This is a genomic window from Streptomyces sp. NPDC053076 (genome assembly GCF_044546845.1).
Classification (GTDB): domain Bacteria; phylum Actinomycetota; class Actinomycetes; order Streptomycetales; family Streptomycetaceae; genus Streptomyces.
Window position 1 is genome coordinate 95,475 of sequence record NZ_JBITZL010000006.1, and the last position, 20,824, is coordinate 116,298.

Consider the following 20,824-nt stretch of genomic DNA (forward strand, 5'->3'; position numbering starts at 1 on the left):
TCAGGAGCCGAAGGCTTCCGCCTTGGCGGCCCGGCGGGCGTACACCTCGTCCCGCCGGTCCGCCATCTGCCGCAACGCGTCCTTCTTGTCCCGCTTCGAGAGCCGGTCCAGATAGACCTGCCCGGCGGTGTGGTCGGTCTCGTGGGCCAGGCACCGCGCGAAGTACCCGGTGCCCTCGATGACGACGGGGTTGCCGTCCTTGTCCTGCCCGCGTACGACGGCCCGGTCCGGCCTGGGGACGTCCACCACGGCACCCGGAACCGACAGGCAGCCCTCGCCCTCGTCCAGCAGTCGTCGCTCGCGCGTGGGCGTTTCGAGCACCGGGTTGACGATGTGCCCGACATGTCGGACTCCTTCGTCATCGGGGCAGTCGTACACGAACAGCCGCAGAGAGACCCCTACCTGATTCGCCGCCAGTCCCGCCCCGTCGGCGACATACATGGTGCGGAACATGTCGTCGACGAGCGCGGCGAGGTCGGGCCCGAACTCCGTGACGTCCCGGCACGGCCTGTGCAGCACCTCCTCGCCGACCTCGGTGATGCGGCGCACCGCACCGCGCCCGGCCTCGGGGGCGTAGCGGGGGAATCGGCCGACGGGACTGCCCTGCACGAACACGCGTGGCATCGCGCTGTCTCCTTCGCTCACGAACGACCGCCGTCCGGCGGCCCGAGCCGAGCCTGCCAGGGAACGCTGCGAGGCCGCGGGGGAGGCGCTGAGCGCCCCGCAGGGCGTTGCGGGCGCCCAGGAGGGCGATGGGGCGCCTAGGTGGGCGATGGGGCGCCCAGGTGGCGATCCGGGCGCCTCGGCAGACGAGGCATGGCAGTGGGCCGGTGGGTGCCGGCGTGAGCTTCAGGTACGGCGCAAGGGCCGCTGCCCCCGAGCGGCTGCGGCCCTTACGTGTGTGGAGAGATGCTGGATGCGCTCAGAGCACCCGCACGGCGCCGGTGGGCGGGTCGTACGACAGCGGGCGCTCCACCACGCCGGTGGAGGGGTTCTGCGCGCCCACGAACATGCCGTCACCGACGTACACCGCGACGTGGTAGGCGCTGCCCGCGCTGCCCCAGTACAGGATGTCGCCCGGCTGGAGGTTGCTCAGCGAGACCTGGGTGCCGGCGGTCGACTGGTCCTGGGAGACGCGCGGCAGGCTGACGCCGATCTGCTTGAACGCCGTCTGCACCAGACCGGAGCAGTCGTAGGCGGAGGGACCGCTGGCGCCGGAGACGTACGCCTTGCCGACCTGCGCTTTGACGAAGCTGATGACCGCGGCGGCCGAGCCGGTCGCCGTGGACGTGCCGGTGGAGGTCGACGTGGACGTGGAGGTTGAGGTGGAGGTCGAGGTGGAGTCACCGCCCACGGTGGTGGAGAGCGTGGTCCGCTGCGCGTTGCGCGAGGCGCGCGCGGCGGCCTCCTGGCGGGCCTCCTCCTGGGCCTTCTTCTTGGCCTCCGCCGCCTTCTTCTTGGCCTCGGCGAGGTCCGCCTTCGCCTGCTTCGCGGCCTTTGCGGCAGCCGCGTCGCGCTCAGCCTGCAGCTGGTAGTGCGCGGCGGCCTGCTCGGTGGCGTCCGCGGACTGGGCCGCCTGAGTGGCCAGGTCGGCCGTCAGGGTGGGCAGTTCGAGGGTCTGCGTCACCGGCTCGGCCGCGTTCGCCGAGCCGGACGCCCCGGCGACGGCCAGGGTGCTGAGGACGCCACCGGCAACTCCGGCCCGCATGGCGAGGGTCGACGCGTTGCGGCGGGGCTTCCGGTGGCTGCGTATGTGAGCGGTGTGGGACATGGGAACAACCGGTACCAGGGGCTCCTTCATATCTTCAAGAAACGTGTGCTGCGCCACAGTTGTTCAATCGATACCGGGAAACCCGGGCCTGTCGCTCTTTATTGACGCCGTAACGGACATTGCGGACGCCCGCGATCAAGCCCTTGATCACGGTCTTTGATCATTACGTCCGAATTGCCCCGCGCCTACCACTGGTTGGGATGGTTGGCCAAGCCCGGTTCCCGGGAGCCTCTCACGCATGTGGCGGAGGTCACGGAACGGTCACCGGAATCCCGGCGTCCCGCGCGTGCCGACTTCGTGAACGCGTGCACGCGGCCCGACCCGCGTCCACATCCGCCCCGGGCGTCCCTCTGATGTGTGAACGCGAGCCACTATCAGGCCCTCGCGTCCAAGGCCAATTTGCATGCAACGGAAGTCTCTTGATATGGAGACGACCCCCCTGGCCTGGGATGACAAGCGAGAATGTCACTTCTGGTGATCAACTGAACGCTTCGGGTGTGAAGATCACTCATCATCCGACTTCATGATCCTTCGTCAGGTGGTGGAGATCACAAAGCTTGTGTAATACCCCGTGTCGCAGATCACAGAGCGGCGGGCATAAGATGCGAGGCAGTTGGGCTTGTGACCTGCTTCACATGTTCTCGATCTTCGCCCGGGACGAGCGGGGCTCGTGGGACCGGTGAGGCGGGTGTGAGCCCAGTGCAACCGCCAGCAGTCAGTGCCGACTGAGAGGAGCGAGGAGCGGTGAACGCGTATGCGCCCATCCTCGTACTGGGAGCCCTCGGGGCAGGCTTTGCGATCTTCTCCGTGGTCATGGCCACGCTGATCGGTCCGAAGCGGTACAACCGCGCGAAGCTCGAGGCCTACGAGTGCGGCATCGAGCCGACCCCCACGCCGGCCGGCGGCGGGCGCTTCCCCATCAAGTACTACCTGACGGCGATGCTCTTCATCGTCTTCGACATCGAGATCGTCTTCCTCTACCCCTGGGCCGTCACCTTCGACGCCCTGGGGATCTTCGGGCTCGTGGAGATGCTGCTCTTCGTGCTCACCGTCTTCGTCGCCTACGCGTACGTATGGCGGCGCGGCGGTCTGGAATGGGACTGAGGGGCCTTTAACGACATGGGACTCGAAGAAAAGCTGCCGAGCGGCTTCCTGCTCACCACCGTCGAGCAGGCCGCGGGCTGGGTGCGCAAGGCGTCCGTCTTCCCGGCCACCTTCGGCCTGGCCTGCTGCGCCATCGAGATGATGACCACCGGCGCCGGACGCTACGACCTCGCCCGCTTCGGCATGGAGGTCTTCCGCGGCTCGCCGCGCCAGGCCGACCTGATGATCGTCGCCGGCCGGGTCAGCCAGAAGATGGCGCCCGTCCTGCGGCAGGTCTACGACCAGATGCCCAACCCCAAGTGGGTGATTTCCATGGGCGTCTGCGCCTCCTCGGGCGGCATGTTCAACAACTACGCGATCGTCCAGGGCGTCGACCACGTCGTCCCGGTCGACATCTATCTCCCCGGCTGCCCGCCCCGGCCCGAGATGCTCATGGACGCGATCCTCAAGCTCCACCAGAAGATCCAGTCCTCCAAGCTCGGCGTGAACGCCGAGGAAGCGGCCCGCGAGGCGGAGGAGGCGGCGCTCAAGGCCCTGCCCACGATCGAGATGAAGGGGCTGCTGCGGTGAACGACGCGAACGGCACCAACGGCGCGAACGGGTCCGCGAACGGGGTGAACCCCGAGAAGGACCTCTCCGCCTCCAACCTCCCCGGCCAGCGCGGCCAGGGCGGCGAGGAGATCCGCGTCCAGCGCGGCATGTTCGGCGCCGACAACGGCGGCGACACCTCCGGCTACGGCGGCCTGGTCCGCTCGGTCCGACTCCCGGGACCGGCGACCCGCCCCTACGGCGGCTGGTTCGACGAGGTCGCCGACGAACTGGAGGGCGCCCTGGAGGAGCAAGGACTCCTCCCCGGGAACGCCATCGAGAGGACGGTCGTCGACCGCGACGAGCTGACCTTCCACATCGAACGCGAGCACCTGCTCCGCGTCGCCCGCACGCTGCGCGACGACCCGGCCCTGCGCTTCGAGCTGTGCACCGGCGTCAGCGGCGTCCACTACCCGAACGACAAGGGCCGCGAGCTGCACGCCGTCTACCACCTGCGCTCGATCACCCACAACCGGCTGATCCGGCTGGAGGTCAGCGCCCCCGACGACGACCCGCGCATCCCGTCCCTGGTCTCCGTGTACCCGACCAACGACTGGCACGAGCGCGAGACCTACGACTTCTTCGGGATCGTCTTCGACGGTCACCCGGCCCTGACGCGGATCATGATGCCGGACGACTGGCAGGGCCACCCCCAGCGCAAGGACTACCCCCTCGGCGGCATCCCCGTCGAGTACAAGGGCGCCCAGATCCCGGCTCCGGACCAGCGGAGGTCGTACTCGTGAGCACGCAGTCAGCATCCGCCGCGTCGGCCGCTTCCGCGCGCGAGACCACCGAGGGCACCGTATATACGGTCACCGGTGGCGACTGGGACGAGGTCGTCCAGTCCGCGGCCCGCGCCGACGACGAACGCATCGTCGTCAACATGGGTCCCCAGCACCCGTCCACCCATGGAGTGCTTCGCCTGATCCTGGAGATCGAGGGCGAGACGGTCACCGAGGCCCGCTGCGGCATCGGCTACCTGCACACCGGCATCGAGAAGAACCTCGAGTACCGCACGTGGACGCAGGGCACCACCTTCGTCACGCGCATGGACTACCTGACGTCCTTCTTCAACGAGACCGCCTACTGCCTCGCCGTCGAGAAGCTCCTCGGCATCGAGGACCAGATCAGCGAACGGACCAAGATCATCCGAGTGCTCCTGATGGAGCTGAACCGGATGTCCTCCCACCTGGTGTGCATCGCCACCGGCGGCATGGAGCTGGGCGCCACCACGATCATGATCTACGGATTCCGTGATCGTGAAATGATTCTCGACCTCTACGAGCTCATCACGGGCCTGCGCATGAACCACGCGTACATCCGGCCCGGCGGACTCGCCCAGGACCTGCCGCCCGGCGCGGTGGACCAGATCCGCGAGTTCGTGAAGAAGATGAAGAAGAACCTCCCGGAGTACGACAAGCTCGCCACCGGGAACCCCATCTTCAAGGCCCGCATGCAGGACATCGGCTATCTCGACCTGGCCGGCTGCATGGCCCTCGGCGCCACCGGCCCGATCCTGCGCTCCACCGGCCTGCCGCACGACCTGCGCAAGGCACAGCCGTACTGCGACTACGAGACGTACGACTTCGACGTCCCGACCGCCGACACCTGCGACGCCTACGGCCGCTTCCTCGTCCGCCTGGAGGAGATGCGCCAGTCGGTCGCCATCGTCGAGCAGTGCCTGGACCGGCTCCAGCCCGGCCCGGTGATGGTCGCCGACAAGAAGATCGCCTGGCCCGCGCAGCTGGCCCTGGGACCCGACGGGCTCGGCAACTCCCTCGACCACATCAAGAAGATCATGGGCACCTCCATGGAGGCCCTGATCCACCACTTCAAGCTGGTCACCGAGGGCTTCCGCGTCCCGCCGGGACAGGCGTACGCGGCCGTCGAGTCACCCAAGGGCGAACTCGGTGTGCACGCGGTCTCCGACGGCGGCACCCGCCCCTACCGGGTCCACTTCCGCGACCCGTCCTTCACCAACCTGCAGGCCATGGCGGCGATGTGCGAGGGCGGCCAGGTCGCCGACGTCATCGTCGCCGTCGCGTCCATCGACCCCGTGATGGGAGGCGTCGACCGGTGACCACCTCTTCTTCGGAGCGGGGCGTCAGCCTGGGCATGCCCGGACTGCCCGCACCCGCCTACCCGGACGACGTCCGGGCCCGTCTGGAGGCGGACGCGCGCGAGGTGATCGCGCGCTACCCCGACTCCCGGTCCGCCCTGCTGCCGCTGCTCCACCTCGTGCAGTCGGAGGAGGGCCATGTCACGCGCACCGGAATGCAGTTCTGCGCGGACATGCTGGACCTGACCACGGCCGAGGTCACCGCGGTCGCCACCTTCTACACCATGTACCGGCGCAGGCCCTCCGGTGACTACCAGGTCGGCGTCTGCACCAACACGCTGTGCGCGGTGATGGGCGGCGACGCGATCTTCGACACCCTCCAGGAACACCTGGGCGTCGGCAACGGCGAGACCACCGACGACGGCAAGGTCACCCTGGAGCACATCGAGTGCAACGCGGCCTGCGACTTCGCGCCGGTCGTGATGGTCAACTGGGAGTTCTTCGACAACCAGACCCCGGCGAGCGCCAAGCGCCTGGTCGACGACCTGCGCGCGGGTCAGCCCGTCGAGCCCACGCGCGGGGCCCGGCTGTGCACGTTCAAGGAGACCGCCCGGATCCTGGCCGGCTTCCCCGACGAGCGGCCCGGGGCCGTCGAGGAGGGCGGCAGTGCGGGACCCGCGTCGCTGGTGGGCCTCCGCCTGGCAAGGGGAGAGGCCGCACCCGCGCGCGTGGTCCATCCGCGCGGAGGTCCGCATGAGGAACCGCAGGACAGGGTGCACGGGCCCTCGCCGGCCGAGCACCTCAGTTCCCATGACGCGCCGCAGGAGACATCGGCCTCCGACCCCGCCCACCCGGCAGGGCCTGCCGCCGAGGAGGGGGAGTGATGACCGTGGTACCCGAGGTCAAGGACACGAGCCCGGAGAAGCTGCTCGCACCCGTGCTGTCGGCCTTCTGGGACGAGGACCGGTCCTGGACTCTGGACGTCTACCGGAGGCACGAAGGGTACGAGGGGCTCCGCAAGGCGCTCGCCATGTCACCGGACGACCTGATCGCGTACGTCAAGGACTCCGGGCTGCGAGGCCGGGGCGGCGCGGGATTCCCGACCGGAATGAAGTGGCAGTTCATTCCGCAGGGTGATGGAAAACCGCACTATCTAGTTGTCAACGCCGACGAGTCGGAGCCGGGCACCTGCAAGGACATCCCGCTCCTCTTCGCGAACCCGCATAGCCTCATCGAGGGCATGGTGATCGCGTGCTATGCCATCAGGTCGTCGCATGCCTTCATCTATCTGCGTGGTGAGGTCGTCCCCGTTCTGCGGCGGTTGCACGAGGCCGTGCGCGAGGCCTACGCGGCGGGCTACCTCGGCGAGAACATCCTGGGCAGCGGACTCGACCTCCAGCTCACCGTGCACGCGGGTGCGGGCGCGTACATCTGCGGTGAGGAGACCGCACTGCTCGACTCGCTCGAAGGCCGCCGTGGTCAACCGCGGCTCCGTCCCCCCTTCCCTGCGGTGGAAGGCCTCTACGCCTGTCCGACTGTGGTGAATAACGTCGAGTCGATCGCGTCGGTTCCCGCCATCCTGAAAAACGGCAAAGACTGGTTCAGGTCGATGGGCAGCGAGAAGTCCCCGGGCTTCACGCTGTACTCGCTCAGCGGCCACGTCGCCAGCCCCGGCCAGTACGAGGCCCCGCTCGGCATCACCCTGCGCCAGCTGCTCGACATGAGCGGCGGCATGCGGCCGGGCCACCGGCTGAAGTTCTGGACGCCGGGCGGCTCCTCGACCCCGATGTTCACCGACGAGCACCTCGACGTCCCCCTCGACTACGAGGGCGTGGGCGCCGCCGGCTCCATGCTCGGCACCAAGGCCCTGCAGTGCTTCGACGAGACGACCTGCGTGGTGCGGGCCGTCACCCGCTGGACCGAGTTCTACGCCCACGAGTCCTGCGGCAAGTGCACGCCCTGCCGCGAAGGGACGTACTGGCTGGTGCAGCTGCTGCGGGACATCGAGGCCGGCAAGGGCAGCATGTCCGACCTCGACAAGCTCGCCGACATCGCCGACAACATCAACGGCAAGTCCTTCTGCGCCCTCGGCGACGGCGCCGCATCCCCGATCTTCTCCTCGCTGAAGTACTTCCGCGAGGAGTACGAGCAGCACATCACGGGCCGGGGCTGCCCCTTCGACCCGGCCAAGTCGACGGCCTGGGCGGATCGCCCGGAGGTGAACGCATGACCGTACAGCAGGCCAACAGCGGCTCCGCCGCGGGCCAGCGCCCCACGGGAGGGGGAGAGGCGGCGGTCCCGCCGGAAGACCTCGTCTCGCTGACGATCGACGGCGCCGAGATCAGCGTGCCCAAGGGCACCCTGGTCATCCGGGCCGCCGAACAGCTCGGCATCGAGATCCCGCGGTTCTGCGACCACCCCCTCCTGGACCCCGCCGGCGCCTGCCGCCAGTGCATCGTCGAGGTCGAGGGCCAGCGCAAACCGATGGCGTCCTGCACGATCACGTGCACGGACGGCATGGTCGTCAAGACCCAACTCACCTCGCCGGTCGCCGAGAAGGCCCAGCACGGCGTGATGGAGCTGCTGCTCATCAACCACCCGCTGGACTGCCCGGTCTGCGACAAGGGCGGCGAGTGCCCGCTGCAGAACCAGGCGATGTCGCACGGCAACGCCGAGTCCCGGTTCGAGGGCAAGAAGCGGACCTACGAGAAGCCCGTGGCGATCTCCACGCAGGTGCTGCTCGACCGCGAGCGGTGCGTGCTGTGCGCCCGCTGCACCCGCTTCTCCAACCAGGTCGCCGGCGACCCGATGATCGAGCTGGTCGAGCGGGGCGCGCTCCAGCAGGTCGGCACCGGCGAAGGCGACCCGTTCGAGTCGTACTTCTCCGGCAACACCATCCAGATCTGCCCGGTCGGCGCGCTCACCTCGGCCGCCTACCGGTTCCGCTCCCGTCCCTTCGACCTCGTCTCCTCGCCGTCGGTGTGCGAACACTGCTCCGGCGGCTGCGCCACCCGCACCGACCACCGGCGCGGCAAGGTCATGCGACGGCTCGCCGCGAACGACCCCGAGGTCAACGAGGAGTGGATCTGCGACAAGGGACGCTTCGCGTTCCGGTACGCGCAGCAGAGGGACCGCCTCGAGACCCCGCTCGTCCGCAACGCCGACGGCGTCCTCGAACCCGCCTCCTGGCCCGAGGCGCTCGAAGCGGCCGCCCAGGGCCTCACCGCCGCCCGCTCCCGGGCAGGCGTCCTCACCGGCGGCCGGCTCACCGTCGAGGACGCCTACGCCTACAGCAAGTTCGCGCGCCTGGCGCTCGACACCAACGACATCGACTTCCGCGCGCGCGTGCACAGCGGCGAGGAAGCCGACTTCCTGGCGGCCCAGGTGGCCGGACACGGCCGTGACCTCGACGGTACGGGCGTCACGTACACCTCCCTGGAGAAGGCGCCCGCCGTGCTGCTGGCCGGCTTCGAGTCGGAGGAGGAGGCGCCCGGCGTCTTCCTGCGGCTGCGCAAGGCATGGCGCAAGCACAAGCAGCAGGTGTTCGCGCTGGCCACGCACGCCACCCGCGGCCTGGAGAAGACCGGCGGCACGCTGCTGCCGGCCGCTCCGGGCACCGAGACGGAGTGGCTGGACGCCCTCGCGAGCGGCGTCGGCCTGGAGGGGCCCGGCGCACGTGCCGCCGAGGCCCTGCGCGCCGAGGGCGCGGTCATCGTCGTCGGCGAGCGGCTCGCCTCGGTCGCCGGCGGCCTCACGGCCGCCGTACGCGCCGCCGCCGCCACCGGCGCCCAGCTGGTGTGGATCCCCCGCCGGGCCGGGGAGCGCGGCGCCGTCGAGGCGGGTGCGCTGCCCACGCTGCTGCCGGGAGGCCGCCCGGCGACCGACCCGCGCGCGCGGGAGGAGGTCGCCGCCGCCTGGGGGCTCGCCGAACTGCCCCTGCGCTACGGCCGCGACACCCACCAGATCGTCGAGGCCGCCGCCAGTGGCGAGCTCGCCGCGCTCGTGGTCGCCGGTGTCGAGGTCGCCGACCTGCCCGACCCGGCACGCGCGCGTGAGGCGCTGGAAAGCGTCGGCTTCCTGGTGTCGCTGGAGCTGCGGCCCAGCGAGGTCACCGCGCACGCCGACGTCGTCCTGCCGGTCGCCGCTGTCGCCGAGAAGGCGGGCACCTTCCTCAACTGGGAAGGCCGCGTCCGCTTCTTCGAGGCCGCGCTCAAGCCCGACCAGATGACCCGCCGGCTCGCGCCGACCGACGCGCGCGTGCTGCAGATGCTCGCCGACGCCATGGACGTCCACCTGGGCCTGCCGGATCTGCGCACCACGCGCGCGGAGATCGACCGGCTCGGACCCTGGGACGGCCCCCGCGCCTCCGAACCCATGGAGTCCGCGGGTGTGCTGCCCCGCCCGGCCGTCGGGGAGGCCGTGCTCGCCGGGCACCGGCTCCTGCTCGACCAGGGCGTCCTCCAGGAAGGCGACGAGGCGCTCGCCGGAACCCGGCACGCCGCACGCGCGCGCGTGTCCGCCGCGACGGCCGCCGAGGCGGGCGTCAAGGACGGCGACACCCTGACCGTCACCGGCACCGCCGGCACGGTCGAACTGCCGGTCCGGATCACCGAGATGCCCGACCGTGTGGTCTGGCTCCCGCTGAACTCCTCAGGCGCCGGCGTCGCCTCCGACACGGGGGCGCGGCCCGGCTCCCTCGTCCGTATCGGCCCGGCGGCAGTCGCCGACGAGGCCCCCAAGGAGGTGGAGGCATGAGCGCGTACCTCGCCGCTGAAGACCTCTCGATGTTCGGCCGCGACCCCTGGTGGCTGGTCGTCGTCAAGGCGGTGTTCTGCTTCGCCTTCCTGATGGTGACGGTGCTGTTCTCCATCGTCTGGGAGCGCAAGGTCGTCGCCTGGATGCAGCTGCGCATCGGCCCCAACCGGCACGGCCCCTGGGGCATGCTCCAGTCGCTCGCCGACGGCGTGAAACTGATGCTCAAGGAAGACCTCATCGTCAAGCGCGCGGACAAGGTGGTCTACGTCCTCGCGCCGATCGTCGCGGCCATCCCGGCTTTCATGGCGATCGCGGTGATCCCGTTCGGGCCGGCCGGCAACGAGATCTCGGTCTTCGGCCACCGCACCACGATGCAGCTCACCGACCTGCCGATCGCGATGCTCTACATCCTCGCGGTCGCCTCGGTCGGCATCTACGGCATCGTGCTGGCGGGTTGGAGTTCCGGATCCACCTACCCACTCCTCGGCGGCCTGCGCTCCTGCGCGCAGATGATCTCTTACGAGATCGCCATGGGCGCCGCGTTCGCCTCCGTGTTCCTCTACTCGGGGTCGATGTCGACGTCCACGATCGTCGAGCAGCAGCACGACCGCTGGTACATCCTGCTGCTGCCGGTCTCCTTCATCCTCTACATCGTCACGATGGTCGGCGAGACCAACCGCGCCCCCTTCGACATGCCGGAGTCCGAGGGCGACCTGGTCGGCGGCTTCAACACCGAGTACTCGTCGATCAAGTTCGCGATGTTCATGCTCGCCGAGTACGTCAACATGGTGACCGTCTCGGCCGTCTCGGCCACCCTGTTCCTCGGCGGCTGGCGTGCTCCCTGGCCGATCAGCGGCTTCTGGGAGGGCGCGAACCACGGCTGGTGGCCGCTTCTGTGGTTCGTCATCAAGGTCCAGCTGCTGCTGTTCTTCTTCATCTGGCTGCGCGGCACGCTCCCGCGCGTCCGCTATGACCAGCTGATGAAGCTCGGCTGGAAGGTCCTCATCCCGGTCTCCGTGACCTGGCTGATGCTGGTCGCGACCGTCCGCGCCCTGCGCAACGAGAACTACGACTTCGCCGACATCGCCCTCTACGTCGGCGGCGGCGTCCTCGCCCTGCTGCTCATCTCCTTCGTCGCCGACATGTTCCGCGAGAAGGCGAAGACGGCCGAGCAGCCCACCGCCGAGCAGCCGGCCTTCGACCCGATGGCGGGCGGCTTCCCCGTGCCGCCGCTGCCCGGACAGGAGCTGCCGTCGGTGCCGAGGCGCCGCCCGCGCGGCCAGCGAGAGCTGATTGTCAGTGGCGGGTCGGACACTGTCAGTGACGGAACTTCGGATGGAAAGGAGGCGTCCGATGGCTGAGGAGCCTCAGGAGTCCGGGCAGACCAAGCCCGGCTTCCAGAACCCCGTGGCCGGCTTCGGCGTGACCTTCAAGGCCATGTTCAAGAAGCGGCTGACCGAGCAGTACCCGGAGCAGAAGAAAACCACGGCTCCGCGGTTCCACGGACGGCACCAGCTCAACCGCCATCCGGACGGCCTGGAGAAGTGCGTCGGCTGCGAACTGTGCGCCTGGGCCTGCCCCGCCGACGCCATCTACGTCGAAGGCGCCGACAACACCGACGAGGAGCGCTACTCGCCGGGCGAACGGTACGGCCGCGTCTACCAGATCAACTACGCCCGCTGCATCCTGTGCGGACTGTGCATCGAAGCGTGCCCCACGCGCGCGCTGACGATGACGAACGAGTTCGAGCTGGCCGACTCGAGCCGCGCCAACCTCATCTACACCAAGGAGCAGCTGCTCGCCGGCCTCGAAGAGGGCATGGTCGACACGCCGCACGCGATCTTCCCGGGGACGGACGAGCAGGACTACTACCGCGGCCTGGTGACACAGGCCGCGCCCGGCACCGTCCCGCAGGTCGCCGTCTCCAAGGGAGAGGTCCCGCAGGAGGCCGCATCCACCTTCGGTGAGGACGAGCCGGCCTCGGAGAAGGTGATCGGCCGATGATGACGCACCACCTCGCCGCCTACACCACCTCCACCGGTGAGGCGTTCCAGTTCTGGGTCCTCGGCACCGTCGCGGTGATCGGCGCCCTGTGCACCGTCTTCATGAAGAAGGCCGTGCACAGCGCGCTCTGCCTCGCCGGCACCATGATCGTCCTGGCGGTGTTCTACCTCGCCAACGGCGCCTACTTCCTCGGGATCGTGCAGATCGTCGTCTACACCGGCGCGATCATGATGCTGTTCCTGTTCGTGGTGATGCTCGTCGGCGTCACGGCCGCGGACTCCCTGAAGGAGACCATCAAGGGCCAGCGCTGGCTGGCCCTTCTGTGCGGCGTCGGTTTCGGCGTGCTGCTGTTCACCGGCATCGGCAACGCCTCCCTGAAGGAGTTCAACGGCACCGGCCAGGCGAACGCGAACGGCAACGTCGAGGGCCTCGCGACCCTCATCTTCACCAAGTACGTCTTCGCCTTCGAAATCACCGGCGCGCTGCTCATCACGGCCGCCGTCGGCGCCATGGTGCTCACCCACCGCGAGCGCACGGAGCGTGCCAAGACCCAGCGCGAGCTGTCCGAACAGCGCATTCGCGAGGGCACGCACATCCCGCCGCTGCCCGCCCCCGGTGTTTACGCCCGGCACAACGCCGTGGACATCGCGGGCCTGCTGCCCGACGGCGCCCCGTCCGAGCTGACCGTCAACAAGACGCTGCGCGAACGCGGCCAGATCCGCGACGTGTCCACGGAGGCGCTCAACGACCTGCGGGCGCTGGAGCAGCGCGCGGAGGAGCGCCTGGAGCGCCGGGCGATCGCGCCGGAGACGTTCAAGCGGCCCGAGGAGGCGTCGAAGTGAACCCGGTCAACTACCTCTACCTCGCCGCCCTGCTGTTCACGATCGGCGCGACCGGCGTCCTCATCCGGCGCAACGCCATCGTGGTCTTCATGTGCGTCGAACTGATGCTGAACGCCTGCAACCTCGCGTTCGTCGCCTTCTCCCGGATGCACGGCAACCTCGACGGCCAGATCATCGCCTTCTTCACGATGGTCGTCGCCGCCGCGGAGGTCGTGGTGGGCCTCGCGATCATCGTGTCGCTGTTCCGTACCCGCCACTCGGCCTCGGTCGACGACGCCAGCCTGATGAAGTTGTAAGGGGTCGGAAGAATCGTGGAGAACCTGATCGCGCTGCTCATCGCGGCGCCCCTGCTCGGAGCGGCCGTCCTGTTGGTCGGCGGCCGGCGCCTGGACCGCGTCGGCCACTGGATCGGCACGCTCCTGTCGACCGCCTCCTTCGTGTTCGGCGTGATCCTCTTCGTCGACCTGCTCGGCAAGGGAGCCGAACACCGCACGCTCGTCAAGCACCTGTTCAGCTGGGTGCCGGTGGCCGGCTTCCAGGCGGACGTCACCTTCCGCCTGGACCAGCTGTCGATGACGTTCGTCCTGCTCATCACGGGCGTCGGCTCGCTGATCCACCTGTACTCGGTCGGGTACATGGAGCACGACGAGCGGCGCCGTCGCTTCTTCGGCTACCTGAACCTGTTCCTCGCGGCGATGCTGCTGCTCGTCCTCGCCGACAACTATCTGCTGCTGTACGTCGGCTGGGAGGGCGTCGGTCTCGCCTCGTACCTGCTGATCGGCTTCTGGCAGCACAAGCCCAGCGCCGCCACGGCCGCGAAGAAGGCATTCCTGGTCAACCGCGTCGGCGACATGGGCCTGTCGATCGCGATCATGCTGATGTTCACCACCTTCGGCAGCTTCGCCTTCGGCCCGGTCCTCAGCCACACCGGTGACGCCTCCGAGGGCAAGCTCACCGCGATCGGCCTGATGCTGCTGCTGGCCGCCTGCGGCAAGTCCGCCCAGGTGCCTCTGCAGTCCTGGCTCGGGGACGCCATGGAGGGCCCGACCCCGGTCTCGGCCCTGATCCACGCCGCGACGATGGTGACCGCGGGCGTCTACCTGATCGTCCGTTCCGGCGCCGTCTTCAACGCCGCTCCCGATGCCCAGCTGGCCGTCACCGTCGTCGGCGCCGTCACGCTGTTGTTCGGTGCGATCGTCGGTTGCGCCAAGGACGACATCAAGAAGGCGCTGGCCGGCTCGACCATGTCGCAGATCGGCTACATGGTCCTCGCGGCCGGTCTCGGCCCCATCGGCTATGTCTTCGCGATCATGCACCTGGTGACGCACGGCTTCTTCAAGGCCGGGCTGTTCCTCGGCGCCGGTTCCGTCATGCACGGCATGAACGACGAGGTCGACATGCGCCGGTACGGCGGCCTGCGCACGTACATGCCGGTCACGTTCATCACGTTCGGCCTCGGCTACCTCGCCATCATCGGCTTCCCGGGCCTGTCCGGCTTCTTCTCCAAGGACAAGATCATCGAGGCCGCGTTCGCCAAGGGCGGCACCGAGGGCTGGATCCTCGGCGGCGCGGCCCTGCTGGGCGCGGCCATCACCGCCTTCTACATGACGCGCGTGATGCTGATGACTTTCTTCGGAGAGGAGCGTTGGAGGAACCAACCCACTCGTTCCCCGGAGGCACCGAGCGCCGAGCCCGCGGCCGAGACCCAGGGCGAGCACAGCGAGCCGCACCCGCACGAGTCCCCGAAGGTCATGACGATCCCCATGATCGTGCTGGCCGTCGGCTCCGTCTTCGGCGGTGCCTTCTTCAGCATCGGCGACCGCTTCCTGCACTGGCTGGAGCCGGTCACCGGCCACAGCGAGGGCGACTCCCCGATCAGTGCGGCGACGGTCACCGGCGCCACCATGGTCTGCCTCGTCATCGGCGTCGCCATCGCCTGGGCCCAGTACGGCCGCAAGCCCGTCCCGGCCGTCGCCCCGCGCGGCTCGCTGCTCACCCGCGCCGCCCGCCGCGACCTGCTCCAGGACGACTTCAACCACGTCGTCCTGGTGCGCGGCGGCGAGCACCTGACGCGGTCCCTGGTGTACGTCGACCACACCCTGGTCGACGGTGTCGTCAACGGCACGGCGGCCGGCTTCGGCGGCCTCTCCGGACGGCTGCGCCGACTCCAGAACGGCTTCGCCCGCTCCTACGCGGTCTCGATGTTCGGCGGTGCGGCACTCCTGGTCGCCGCGACCCTGCTGATGAGGGCGGTCTGATACCGATGTCCTTTCCTCTGCTGACAGCGACGGCGGCGCTCCCGGCGCTCGGGGCCGTCGCCACGGCCGCCGTACCGGCCAAACAGCGCACCGCCGCCAAGTGGCTGGCGCTGCTCGTCTCGCTCGCCACCCTCGCCCTCGCGGTCGTCATCCTGGTCCGCTTCGACCCGGACGGCACCCGCTACCAGCTCACCGAGAACCACTCCTGGATCAAGGACTTCGGGGTCAGGTACGAGCTGGGCGTCGACGGCATCGCCGTGGCGCTGCTCGCGCTGACCGCCCTGCTCATCCCGTTCATCATCCTCGCGGGGTGGCACGACGCCGACCCGCTGGAGACCGGCAGCCGACGCTGGCGGCCCACCCAGGGCTTCTTCGCGCTCATCCTGGCGGTCGAGGCGATGGTGGTCATCTCCTTCGAGGCCACCGACGTCTTCCTCTTCTACATCTTCTTCGAAGCCATGCTCATCCCGATGTACTTCCTCATCGGCGGCTTCGGGGACCGTGCCCACGAGCACGGCGAGGAGGCGGCCGCCACGCAGCGGTCGTACGCAGCGGTGAAGTTCCTCCTCTACAACCTGGTCGGCGGCCTGATCATGCTGGCCGCGGTGATCGGCCTCTACGTGGTCGCCGGAAACTTCAGCCTCCAGCAGATCGCCGAGGCCCGCGCGAGCGGCTCGCTGCACATGGCGACCAGCACCGAACGCTGGCTGTTCCTCGGCTTCTTCTTCGCCTTCGCCGTGAAAGCGCCGCTGTGGCCGCTGCACACCTGGCTGCCCAACGCCATGCAGGAGTCCACCGCACCGGTCGCCGTCCTCATCACCGCGGTCGTCGACAAGGTGGGCACGTTCGCGATGCTCCGCTTCTGCCTCCAGCTGTTCCCGGAGGCCAGCAAGTGGGCGACACCCGTCATCCTCGTACTGGCACTCATCAGCATCGTCTACGGCGCGCTGCTCGCCGTCGGCCAGCGGGACATCAAACGCCTGGTGGCCTACGCGTCGATCTCGCACTTCGGTTTCATCATCATGGGCATCTTCGCGATGACCAGCCAGGGCCAGTCCGGTGCCACGCTCTACATGGTCAACCACGGCATCTCCACGGCCGCGCTGATGCTCGTCGCCGGCTTCCTCATCTCCCGGCGCGGCTCGCGGCTCATCGCCGACTACGGAGGCGTGCAGAAAGTCGCCCCGGTGCTCGCCGGCACCTTCCTGATCGGCGGCCTCGCGACCCTCTCGCTGCCCGGGCTCGCACCGTTCGTGAGCGAGTTCCTGGTTCTGGTCGGCACGTTCACGCGCTACCCGGTGATCGGCATCATCGCCACCTTCGGCATCGTCCTCGCCGCGCTCTACACCCTCGTCCTGTACCAGCGGACGATGACGGGCCCGGTGAAACCGGCGGTCTCCGCGATGCCCGACCTCCGCGCGCGCGAGCTGGTCGTCGTCGCCCCGCTGATCGTGCTGCTGATCTTCCTGGGCGTCTATCCGAAGCCCGTTACGGACATCGTCAATCCGGCGGTCAAGCAGACCATGTCCGACGTACACAAGAAGGACCCCAAGCCCGAGGTGGAGGCGGCCAAGTGAGCGCATCAGCCGTCCACAGCCTGTGGACAACCGCGGCCGAACCGATCTCGAAGATCGACGCGCCGAAGATCGAATACGGACAATTGTCGCCGACGCTGATCGTCATCGGTGCGGCACTGGTCGGGGTGCTCATCGAGGCGTTCGTGCCACGCAGGTCCCGCTACTACGCGCAGGTGTTCGTGTCCGTCGTAGCCCTGTGCGCCGCGTTCGCCGCGGTCGTCGCGCTCGCGACCGACGGATTCGGCACCACCAAGGCGCACATCGCCGCCATGGGCGCGATCGCGGTCGACGGCCCGGCCCTGTTCCTGCAGGGCACGATCCTGCTGGCCGGCCTGGTCGGCCTGTTCACCTTCGCCGAGCGGCGCCTGGACCCGGCGGCGCACGGCAACCGCGTCGACTCCTTCGCCGCGCAGGCCGCCTCCGTGCCCGGCAGCGACAGCGAGAAGGCAGCGGTGAAGGCCGGCTTCACCACCACCGAGGTTTTCCCGCTCCTGCTCTTCGCGATCGGCGGCATGCTGGTCTTCCCGGCGGCCAACGACCTGCTGACCCTGTTCGTGGCCCTGGAGGTTCTCTCCCTCCCGCTGTACCTGCTGTGCGCGCTGGCCCGCCGCAAGCGGCTCATGTCGCAGGAGGCCGCGGTCAAGTACTTCCTGCTGGGCGCGTTCGCCTCGGCGTTCACACTGTTCGGCATCGCGCTGCTCTACGGCTACGCGGGCTCGGTGTCGTACGCACGCATCGCCCAGGTCGTCGACGGCACCGTCACCGACGTCGACCCGGCACTGGCCAACACCATGGGCAACGACGCGCTGCTGCTGATCGGCGGCGCCATGCTCATGATGGGCCTGCTGTTCAAGGTGGGCGCGGTGCCGTTCCACATGTGGACGCCCGATGTGTACCAGGGTGCGCCCACCCCGGTCACCGGCTTCATGGCCGCGGCGACGAAGGTGGCCGCGTTCGGCGCACTGCTGCGTCTGCTGTACGTCGTCCTGCCCGGGTTGCGCTGGGACTGGCGGCCGGTCATGTGGGCCGTGGCGATCATCACCATGCTGGGCGGCGCGATCGTCGCCATCACACAGACCGACATCAAGCGGCTGCTCGCGTACTCGTCCATCGCGCACGCGGGATTCATCCTCGCGGGTGTCATCGCCACGTCGAAGGACGGCGTGTCGTCGGTCCTCTTCTACCTGGCGGGCTACTCCTTCGTGACCATCGGCGCGTTCGCGGTGGTCACGCTGGTGCGGGACGCGGGCGGCGAGGCCACCCACCTGTCCAAGTGGGCCGGCCTCGGCCGTCGCTCCCCGCTGGTGGCGGCCGTGTTCGCGGTGTTCCTGCTGGCCTTCGCCGGTATCCCGCTGACTTCCGGGTTCGCCGGGAAGTTCGCCGTGTTCAAGGCGGCGGCGGACAGCGGCGCGGTTCCGCTGGTCGTGATCGGTGTGATTTCCTCGGCCATCGCCGCGTTCTTCTACATCCGCGTGATCGTGCTGATGTTCTTCAGCGAGCCCAAGCCGGAAGGCCCCACCGTCGCCGTGCCGTCCCGGCTGACCATGACAACGATCGGCGTGGGCGTGGCGGCGACGCTGGTCCTAGGCGTGGCGCCCCAGTACTTCCTGGACCTGGCGAGCCAGGCGGGAGTGTTCGTGCGCTGAACCTCACCCCGCACATGCCGCTGCCCGGCGCCCTCGGCACGAAGGGTGCCGGGCAGCGGTGTGTACCCGAACGTGTGGATGATGACCGTGTCCTTGGCGCGAGGGATCCAGCGAGCCTGTGGATAACTCCGAGGCTGTCGGTCCGGACCCCTATGGTGGAGGCAGCGGTCGAGAGACGACACACGGGGGACCGACGGGGGACAGGACTATGGGCGTGACGGGCGGGATCAGCGAGATGCCACAGGTGACCGAGGGGCCGGGCGCGGCCGACAGCGAGGCGCTGGCCACGCTGCACCGGGTCTTCGGATACGACGCCTTCCGGGGCGAGCAGCAGGCGATCATCGAGCATGTGGTGGCGGGCGGCGACGCCCTCGTCCTCATGCCGACCGGTGGCGGCAAGTCGCTGTGCTACCAGATCCCGGCCCTGGTCCGGCCCGGCACCGGCGTGGTGATCTCGCCGCTGATCGCCCTCATGCAGGACCAGGTGGACGCCCTGCGCGCCCTCGGCGTCCGGGCCGGCTTCGTCAATTCCACGCAGGACTTCGACGAGCGGCGCATGGTCGAGGCCGAGTTCCTGGCCGGTGAGCTGGACCTGCTCTACCTGGCCCCGGAGCGGCTGCGCCTGGATGCCACGCTGGATCTGCTCTCCCGCGGCAAGATCTCCGTCTTCGCGATCGACGAGGCACACTGTGTGGCCCAGTGGGGCCACGACTTCCGCCCCGACTACCTCGCCCTGTCCCTGCTCGGCGAGCGCTGGCCGGACGTCCCGCGGATCGCGCTCACCGCCACCGCCACCCAGGCCACCCACCAGGAGATCACGCAGCGGCTGAACCTGCCGACGGCCCGCCACTTCGTCGCCAGCTTCGACCGGCCCAACATCCAGTACCGGATCGTGCCCAAGGCCGACCCCAAGAAGCAGCTGCTCGCCTTCCTCCGGGAGGAGCACGAGGGCGACGCCGGCATCGTGTACTGCCTCTCGCGCAACTCGGTCGATCGGACCGCGGAGTTCCTGACCGCCAACGGCATCGAGGCGGTGCCGTACCACGCGGGCCTGGACGCGGCCACGCGTGCGGCGCACCAGTCCCGGTTCCTGCGCGAGGACGGCCTGGTCGTGGTGGCCACCATCGCCTTCGGCATGGGCATCGACAAGCCTGACGTACGTTTCGTCGCCCACCTGGACCTGCCCAAGTCGATCGAGGGCTACTACCAGGAGACCGGCCGGGCGGGCCGCGACGGCCTGCCGTCCACGGCCTGGATGGCGTACGGCCTGAACGACGTCATACAGCAGCGCAAGCTGATCCAGTCCGGCGAGGGCGACGAAGCGTTCCGCCGGCGGGCCGCCTCCCACCTCGACGCCATGCTCGCGCTGTGCGAGACCGCCCAGTGCCGTCGCGCCCAGCTCCTCGCCTACTTCGGCCAGGACCCCGAGGCCGCGGGCTGCGGCAACTGCGACACCTGCCTCACCCCGCCCGAGACCTGGGACGGCACGATCGCCGCGCAGAAGGCGCTGTCCACGGTGGTGCGGCTGCAGCGGGAGCGAGGGCAGAAGTTCGGCGCGATGCAGATCGTCGACATCCTGCTCGGCAAGCGCACCGCCAAGGTGATCCAGTTCGACCACGACCAGCTGTCCGTCTTCGGCATCGGCCAGGACCTCTCCGACGGCGAGTGGCGGGGCGTCATCCGTCAGCTGCTGGCCCAGGGACTCCTCGCGGTCGAAGGGGAGTACGGCACCCTGGTGCTCACGGAGGCGAGCGGCTCGGTGCTGCGGCGCGAGCGCGAAGTGCCGCTGCGCAAGGAGCCGAAGAAACCGGCCGCTTCCCGGTCACGGTCCACCGGCGCCTCCGCAGGCGCCGGAAAGGCCAAGGCCGTCGCGGCCGAGCTGCCCGACGCACTGCTCCCCGCCTTCGAAGCCCTGCGGGCCTGGCGCGCCGAGCAGGCCCGGGAACAGGGCGTCCCGGCGTACGTCATCTTCCACGACGCCACCCTGCGGGAGATCGTGAGCCGGTGGCCCGGTTCGGTGCGGGAACTGGGCACGGTGGGCGGCGTGGGCGAGAAGAAGCTGGCGACCTACGGGGAAGGCGTGCTCAAGGTACTGGCTTCCCTGGACGGGGCGGCGCCGGCCGCCGCCGACGCCGATGTTCCTGACGCCCACTGGCCCGAGCCGGCCGATGAGCCGGAGCCGGAGCCGGACGACTGGATATAGCCCGGCCCGGGCGCGGT

Annotated in this window: 17 protein-coding genes; 15 read left to right on the forward strand and 2 right to left on the reverse strand. The window is 69.3% G+C overall.

The window, feature by feature from the left end; all coding sequences use genetic code 11:
* Both def and ACIGYR_RS24365 read right to left on the reverse strand, forming a co-directional pair.
* Nucleotides 1-624, reverse strand: a complete 624-nt coding sequence (gene def, locus ACIGYR_RS24360; protein ID WP_399596711.1) for a peptide deformylase — start codon at nucleotides 622-624, stop codon at nucleotides 1-3.
* 298 nt (nucleotides 625-922) lie between these two features.
* A complete protein-coding gene (locus ACIGYR_RS24365) occupies nucleotides 923-1,771 on the reverse strand; it encodes a C40 family peptidase (RefSeq protein WP_399596714.1) in 849 nt (282 codons plus the stop codon).
* A 744-nt stretch (nucleotides 1,772-2,515) separates the two neighbouring features.
* Between ACIGYR_RS24365 and ACIGYR_RS24370 the strand changes: the two genes are divergently transcribed.
* From ACIGYR_RS24370 to recQ, 15 genes are all read left to right on the forward strand, one after another.
* Nucleotides 2,516-2,875: an NADH-quinone oxidoreductase subunit A gene (locus ACIGYR_RS24370; RefSeq protein ID WP_003992243.1), complete on the forward strand. Its 360-nt coding sequence runs from the start codon at nucleotides 2,516-2,518 to the stop codon at nucleotides 2,873-2,875.
* Between the two features lie 15 nt (nucleotides 2,876-2,890).
* Complete coding sequence (locus ACIGYR_RS24375; protein WP_030174336.1) at nucleotides 2,891-3,445, forward strand: NADH-quinone oxidoreductase subunit B family protein; 555 nt, start codon at nucleotides 2,891-2,893, stop codon at nucleotides 3,443-3,445.
* Nucleotides 3,442-4,206 carry an NADH-quinone oxidoreductase subunit C gene (locus ACIGYR_RS24380; protein ID WP_399596717.1) on the forward strand — a complete coding sequence of 255 codons (765 nt, stop codon included), beginning with the start codon at nucleotides 3,442-3,444 and terminating at the stop codon, nucleotides 4,204-4,206. The genes ACIGYR_RS24375 and ACIGYR_RS24380 overlap by 4 nt, the downstream gene beginning before the upstream one ends.
* Nucleotides 4,203-5,543, forward strand: coding sequence for an NADH-quinone oxidoreductase subunit D (locus tag ACIGYR_RS24385; protein ID WP_391848127.1), 1,341 nt, complete (start codon nucleotides 4,203-4,205; stop codon nucleotides 5,541-5,543). The genes ACIGYR_RS24380 and ACIGYR_RS24385 overlap by 4 nt, the downstream gene beginning before the upstream one ends.
* Nucleotides 5,540-6,406 (forward strand): NADH-quinone oxidoreductase subunit NuoE, encoded by an 867-nt coding sequence (gene nuoE, locus ACIGYR_RS24390; RefSeq protein WP_391848128.1) that lies wholly within the window; start codon nucleotides 5,540-5,542, stop codon nucleotides 6,404-6,406. Before ACIGYR_RS24385 ends, nuoE begins: the two co-directional genes overlap by 4 nt.
* Entirely contained in the window at nucleotides 6,406-7,752 is a 1,347-nt protein-coding gene (gene nuoF, locus ACIGYR_RS24395; protein ID WP_391848129.1) for an NADH-quinone oxidoreductase subunit NuoF, read from the forward strand. Before nuoE ends, nuoF begins: the two co-directional genes overlap by 1 nt.
* Nucleotides 7,749-10,277 (forward strand): NADH-quinone oxidoreductase subunit G, encoded by a 2,529-nt coding sequence (locus ACIGYR_RS24400; RefSeq protein WP_399596720.1) that lies wholly within the window; start codon nucleotides 7,749-7,751, stop codon nucleotides 10,275-10,277. Before nuoF ends, ACIGYR_RS24400 begins: the two co-directional genes overlap by 4 nt.
* Entirely contained in the window at nucleotides 10,274-11,638 is a 1,365-nt protein-coding gene (gene nuoH / locus ACIGYR_RS24405) for an NADH-quinone oxidoreductase subunit NuoH (protein WP_399596722.1), read from the forward strand. Before ACIGYR_RS24400 ends, nuoH begins: the two co-directional genes overlap by 4 nt.
* Nucleotides 11,631-12,281: an NADH-quinone oxidoreductase subunit NuoI gene (nuoI, locus tag ACIGYR_RS24410; RefSeq protein ID WP_391848132.1), complete on the forward strand. Its 651-nt coding sequence runs from the start codon at nucleotides 11,631-11,633 to the stop codon at nucleotides 12,279-12,281. Before nuoH ends, nuoI begins: the two co-directional genes overlap by 8 nt.
* Nucleotides 12,281-13,123 carry an NADH-quinone oxidoreductase subunit J gene (locus tag ACIGYR_RS24415; RefSeq protein WP_399598569.1) on the forward strand — a complete coding sequence of 281 codons (843 nt, stop codon included), beginning with the start codon at nucleotides 12,281-12,283 and terminating at the stop codon, nucleotides 13,121-13,123. The genes nuoI and ACIGYR_RS24415 overlap by 1 nt, the downstream gene beginning before the upstream one ends.
* Entirely contained in the window at nucleotides 13,120-13,419 is a 300-nt protein-coding gene (gene nuoK, locus ACIGYR_RS24420) for an NADH-quinone oxidoreductase subunit NuoK (RefSeq protein ID WP_030778338.1), read from the forward strand. The genes ACIGYR_RS24415 and nuoK overlap by 4 nt, the downstream gene beginning before the upstream one ends.
* 15 nt (nucleotides 13,420-13,434) lie before the next feature.
* On the forward strand, nucleotides 13,435-15,381 hold the full coding sequence (nuoL, locus tag ACIGYR_RS24425; RefSeq protein ID WP_399596726.1) for an NADH-quinone oxidoreductase subunit L: 1,947 nt from the start codon (nucleotides 13,435-13,437) through the stop codon (nucleotides 15,379-15,381).
* A gap of 5 nt (nucleotides 15,382-15,386) precedes the next feature.
* Nucleotides 15,387-16,958 (forward strand): NADH-quinone oxidoreductase subunit M, encoded by a 1,572-nt coding sequence (locus tag ACIGYR_RS24430; RefSeq protein WP_399596728.1) that lies wholly within the window; start codon nucleotides 15,387-15,389, stop codon nucleotides 16,956-16,958.
* Nucleotides 16,955-18,604 (forward strand): NADH-quinone oxidoreductase subunit NuoN, encoded by a 1,650-nt coding sequence (gene nuoN, locus ACIGYR_RS24435; RefSeq protein ID WP_399596731.1) that lies wholly within the window; start codon nucleotides 16,955-16,957, stop codon nucleotides 18,602-18,604. Before ACIGYR_RS24430 ends, nuoN begins: the two co-directional genes overlap by 4 nt.
* Nucleotides 18,605-18,812: 208 nt before the next feature.
* On the forward strand, nucleotides 18,813-20,807 hold the full coding sequence (gene recQ, locus ACIGYR_RS24440) for a DNA helicase RecQ (RefSeq protein ID WP_399596733.1): 1,995 nt from the start codon (nucleotides 18,813-18,815) through the stop codon (nucleotides 20,805-20,807).
* Nucleotides 20,808-20,824 lie beyond the last annotated feature (17 nt).